General features: G+C 40.9%; 6 protein-coding genes. 4 read left to right on the top strand and 2 right to left on the bottom strand.

Annotation, left to right across the window (positions count from 1 at the left end; genetic code table 11):
- Positions 1 to 602, top strand: a 602-nt coding sequence (locus CCU_RS04350) for an AraC family transcriptional regulator (protein ID WP_208895982.1), incomplete at its 5' end; no start/stop codon positions are given.
- Between the two features lie 59 nt (positions 603 to 661).
- Positions 662 to 760 carry a hypothetical protein gene (locus tag CCU_RS14905; protein WP_208895981.1) on the top strand — a complete coding sequence of 33 codons (99 nt, stop codon included), beginning with the start codon at positions 662 to 664 and terminating at the stop codon, positions 758 to 760.
- Positions 761 to 884: 124 nt separating this feature from the next.
- Here CCU_RS14905 and CCU_RS04340 read toward each other — a convergent pair whose 3' ends face one another.
- Both CCU_RS04340 and CCU_RS04335 read right to left on the bottom strand, forming a co-directional pair.
- A complete protein-coding gene (locus CCU_RS04340) occupies positions 885 to 2,696 on the bottom strand; it encodes an ABC transporter ATP-binding protein (RefSeq protein WP_015533710.1) in 1,812 nt (603 codons plus the stop codon).
- The gene (locus CCU_RS04335) at positions 2,674 to 3,630 is read right to left on the bottom strand and encodes a glycoside hydrolase family 113 (protein ID WP_015533709.1); all 957 of its coding nucleotides are present in this window, start codon (positions 3,628 to 3,630) and stop codon (positions 2,674 to 2,676) included. The genes CCU_RS04340 and CCU_RS04335 overlap by 23 nt, the downstream gene beginning before the upstream one ends.
- A 254-nt stretch (positions 3,631 to 3,884) precedes the next feature.
- Here CCU_RS04335 and CCU_RS14040 point away from each other — a divergent pair, with 254 nt between their 5' ends.
- Positions 3,885 to 4,313 (top strand): AraC family ligand binding domain-containing protein, encoded by a 429-nt coding sequence (locus CCU_RS14040; RefSeq protein ID WP_015533708.1) that lies wholly within the window; start codon positions 3,885 to 3,887, stop codon positions 4,311 to 4,313.
- 86 nt (positions 4,314 to 4,399) lie between these two features.
- Positions 4,400 to 4,654 (top strand): helix-turn-helix domain-containing protein, encoded by a 255-nt coding sequence (locus CCU_RS14690; protein WP_243440855.1) that lies wholly within the window; start codon positions 4,400 to 4,402, stop codon positions 4,652 to 4,654.
- Positions 4,655 to 5,077 lie beyond the last annotated feature (423 nt).

Genomic DNA, 5,077 nt, shown 5'->3' with positions numbered 1-5,077 from the left:
AATACTATGGGGAAGATAAGACAGAAGTCTACTGGATTCATTTTACTGGAAGTGATGTAAAAAATATCCTAAGAAAATATGGTTTCCCAGATAACGAGAGAATATTCCCGGTTGGTACATCCATGGAATATGAGCGTATATTTAAGAGAATTATTATAGAATTACAACGTTGTCAGGATAACTACGAAGAAATGCTCACATTATTGCTCCGTCATCTTCTGATCATATTCCAACGTGAGCTTACCAGAGAGCAAGTTTTAAAAAATGAATATCTCGACCACGAGATGGATACCGCCATGACATATTTTAACGAAAATTATAACCGTGATATCAATATAGAAGAGTATGCGACATCCAAGGGGATGAGCGTCAGTTGGTTCATACGAAGCTTCAAGAAGTTCACGGGTTCTACTCCTATGCAGTTTATTGTTGCGCTCCGTGTCAACAACGCACAGGTCTTGCTTGAGACAACCAACTATTCCATCAATGAAATATCTAAGATTGTAGGCTACGATAACCAGCTCTATTTCAGCCGATTATTTCATAAGCTGAAGGGATTTTCTCCGAGGGAATATCGGAAAACCAGAAAGTCGGAAATATAAAACTAAAGCCCATCTATAATAGGAATAACTACTATTATGGAGCTGTTGGTTCTGTAGGCATGATAAGTTTCTTATTTTTCTCATTATGTATGGGACTTTCCTCCGGCATAGGCGTAATCGTTTCTAACTGTTTTGGTGCAAAAAAGAAGAAGAAGTGAAAACTGCGATTGCTAACTCCATATATGTGATGAGTGGAGGGTGCAGACATTTTCTTGGACTATATAAGTGACCAATCCAAGTCTATGTCTGTACTCTATAGGACTCAAATATCCTAATGATTTTTTACATTTTCTCCATCCGATAAAATGCGCCTTTTTTCTCTAGCAATTCTTCGTAAGAGCCACATTCCAGAACATTTCCTTTTTCAATCACAGCAATCCGGTCAGCATTGCGAATGGTAGACAGACGGTGGGCTACGATCAGTGTGGTACGTCCTTTCACAAGTTTCTGGATTGAATCCTGAATCTTCTTTTCAGAGATGCTGTCAAGCGCAGAAGTTGCCTCATCCAGAATCAGGATCTTCGGATTCCGTAAAAATGCACGGGCAATGGAGATGCGCTGCCGTTGTCCGCCGGAAAGATTTTCCCCATGTTCTGTGATCATCGTGTCCAGACCATCAGGCAGTTTCTGGACAACTTCTTCCAGGTTGGCTGCACGGATGACATTCCATAACTGTTCCTCGGAGATAGATTCAGATCCATAGGTGATATTCTCGCGGAGAGTTCCGGTGAAGAGAATGGACTGTTGTGGAACGACGGCAATCTGCTTTCGGTAGCTGTGCAGATCCAGTTCCATCAGGTCATTTCCATCAACCAATACCTGTCCGCTGTCAGCTTTCAGGAAACCGATGGCAAGATTGAGGATTGTTGTTTTTCCAGAGCCGGAACCACCGGCAAAGGCAACTGTTTCCCCCGGCTGAATCTTGAAGTTCAGATGACTTAATACCGGTTTTTCATTGCCTTTATAAGTAAAAGATACATCCTGAAATGTAATCTCACCTTTCAGATCAACTACTTTTTTCTTCCTACAGTTGTCCTCAATATCATTTGCACAAAGCACATCACCAATCGATTCAACGGATTCCAGGCCTTTCGCAATGATTGGCAGCAAAGTCACAATACTTGCAATCTGAGCGACGATGCTGGAAAAATAAGTCTGGTATAAGGTGATATCTCCGACACCGATGATTCCTTTCCATGCAATGTAGGCTGTAAATGCAAGACAGAATACCTGAAAGATCTGAAATGCAACCCAGCTGATTGAAGAAAAGTATGTCTGAATCATATCAAGCTGAAGCCCTTTTTCAGCAACTTTACGAAGCTGTTCACTCATTTTACGGGCTTCCTGATCTTCCAGAGCGTGAGCTTTAGTTACAGGAATCATTTCAACCATTTCCATTACTTTTGCAGAAGTTTCTTCCATTTCTTTACGGAAAGCACGGTTATGGGTTTTGATTTTTCCTTTAAAACCAACAATGATCAAAACAGAAACCGGTATCGTGCAGAGGAAGAAAAGAAATACGATCCGACTTTTGAAGATGACCACTCCGAAGGATACACCAATGTTCAGAATGATAGTCAAAAGAGAGATAAAAATCTGAGATGCAAGATTTTGTATCTGTTCTACATCTCGCATGATCTTCGACTGAAGCCTTCCGGACTGCATTTCCTTGTGATAGGTAATCGACAATTGCTGAAGCTTGCAGACTAGGGCTTCGCGCAGTTCTTTCTCTACTGTTCGTACCGTTTTAGCATAGAGCCAGGTATGGATGTAGTTGGTTGGTATGTTCTGTACCAGAAATGCAATCATAAGGATGGTATTCAGAATCAGAATTTTGGTAATATTCCCGTTGTGGTCTGTCACTGCATTGATAATATTAGCTGTGACGATTGGAAGAACCCAGGTTGGGGAATGCTTGATAATGAAAAAGAAAATGGAACCAACCAGCGCGCCATAGTGTCCCTTGAAAAGAGAAAGAAGCGTGCGCAGGTTATTTTTTCTGTTCCGGCTGAAGATGTGCATCATGGCAGCTTCTTCCTGCCAGAGATCCTGTTCTGAAGTTTGTTGTATGCTATTTTCTTGTGTCTCTCCCATAGTAGTCTTTAATAACCTCCTGTATCGGTTTGTTGCAGATTTCGTAGCTGGTATCTCTTGATGCAATACTTCTGGACGGAAGAACCGGGGCCCATTCCCACATGGCAAAACCATTGACCCATGAGCGCTTTGCACAGGCCTCAAACATAGCACGATACCAGTCTGGCTGTTCCTCCAGACGTAAATCTCCCTGAATTGCCCAGTTGTTAGGCACCAGTGAGGATCCTTTTCTGGACATGCATCCTGCTTCGGCGAAGAAGAATGGTTTCTTGAATTTCTGAACGACTTTTTCAATACGGTCAAGTTCCTGTTCCCACTGATCAATCGGATAATATCCGCTGGAAGAAATCATGTCGACACAGTCCCACCAGGTTACATTTTCTTCCTGATATTTATCGGTATTATAGGAAACAGGTCCGTGGTAATAGTTTCGGATCGCAGCGATTACGTTTCTCCATTCTTCACTGCGGTGTTCCGTCATTACCATCTCACATCCTGCAATAAAAAGATCACATTGTTCGGCTTCTGCAATTTTGGCATAGTGTTTCTGGAATTCTGTGTAAGAGGCAAACCAGTTTTCCCATTTCGGTTCACATGGAACATCTTTTTCAAAGAAACTGATGTAAGCACGCCAGACACCATTTTTACAATTAACGGTAGGTTTCAAGGCAACACGGATGCGCTTGCTTTTTGCATAGCGGATCATATTGATTAATTCTTCATCTGAGAATGTGGCACTGGAAGTGTAACAGATCTCTTCTGAGTGTGCGTGGTCCTGTAGCCCTACAGGAGCAAGGATTACGAAATCAGCAGCAGTGTGTTCTATCATATAATCAAAACTGTCACGGGCAGTCTGTGTAGAAAGAGAACCACGTTTGTGAAATGGGGCAAATGTAATTCCTTTAATATATCCAAGTTGATTTTGAATTTTCATTTTGGTAAAAACCTCCTGTCTTTCGAATTATATAGTTCTATTTTCTGCTGGAAGTATATCATGTAGAAAAAAGATATGATATAATGAATCTATTATAAAATTGTAAAAATCTATGATGGAGATAATCTGTGAAACCTTATTTTGAATGTTTAGACAAATTAAACAAACCATATGAAGCCTTTTTATTTGATGCACAGACATCTGAGATGTTCCCAATTCTTCCACATTGGCATTATTTTGTGGAGATTCTTTACATGGTGGAGGGAAAGGCGTATGTAGAGGCAGGAGAAGAGAATTATGTATTGGAACCGGGAGATCTGATCGTATTTTATCCACAGATGGCTCATGCAATTTATTCAACAGGACAGCTTCCAATCCGTTACTATGTCCTGAAATTCGATCCGGCACATCTGAATATATCCGGTTCAGCACTTCCATCGATTTCGAGTCTGATCGCCATGGCCGCAGTGGAGCAGAAGCTATCGGTTTATTTTTCGAAAGAGAAATTTAATCAGGAAAAAATGAAGCAGCTGATTCAGGGATCAGTGAAGGCGTTAGAAGAAAAGCAATTTGGTTATGACATTATTATGCATTCGAATTATTGTCTTCTTATGGCAGAAATTCTTCGTATCTGGAAGCAGGAAGGCTTTCAGATAAAAAAAGGAAAAAGGAAACTGTATTAAGCGAAAAATTTACAGAGGTATCTGAGTACATTTCACAGCACTACCAGGAAGATCTCTCGGTGGCGGAGCTGGCAGAAAAATTTCATATGAGTTATTCGTATTTTGCCGCAATATTCAAGGAGTACTATGGACAGACCTGCAAGGAGATGATTCTCACGGTAAGACTGCAAAAAGCGGAGGACTTATTGCAATTCACAGATTTTGACCTAACTTATATCAGCCAGGAGACAGGATTTTGTGACTGCAGCCATTTTATCAAGGCGTTTAAACAGAAGTATGGAGTGACACCGAGGAAGTATAGGATGAAGGAGAAAAGTTTTGATTTTGTATCACGGAAGTAAAGAAATTGCAGAGGGATTATTACCTTCGTTTGCATCAAGATATACCTTAATATTCATATTTTCCCTCTTTTCAAAAATGGGCAATTCCAATTGGAATTGCCCATTCATCGTACTAATCATGCAATTTTTTCTTACTTACACCGATTTCTGCATCAAATGATGTAATTTTGATGTAAATCGCTGTTTTTCATTTTTATCAAATGAAGTATGTCCCGTCTATTTGGTAAAACGGTACATCTTTACATCACGTCGACTGACGTCTCCGTGTGTTTTTCGCCTTATGTCGGTGTTCGCAAGCGCACACCGCCGCAAGGCTCAGTTTTCTCATCTTAATAGAGCTTAGCACCTGCCGGAATATGGTTGTCAACCATCAGAAGGTGAAGCTTCTCCTCGCCCTCTTCCTCATGGATAGCTGAAAGAAGC

The organism is Coprococcus sp. ART55/1 (genome assembly GCF_000210595.1).
GTDB classification, from domain to species: Bacteria; Bacillota; Clostridia; order Lachnospirales; family Lachnospiraceae; genus Coprococcus; species Coprococcus aceti.
This window is presented reverse-complemented; position numbering and strand designations above follow the sequence as displayed.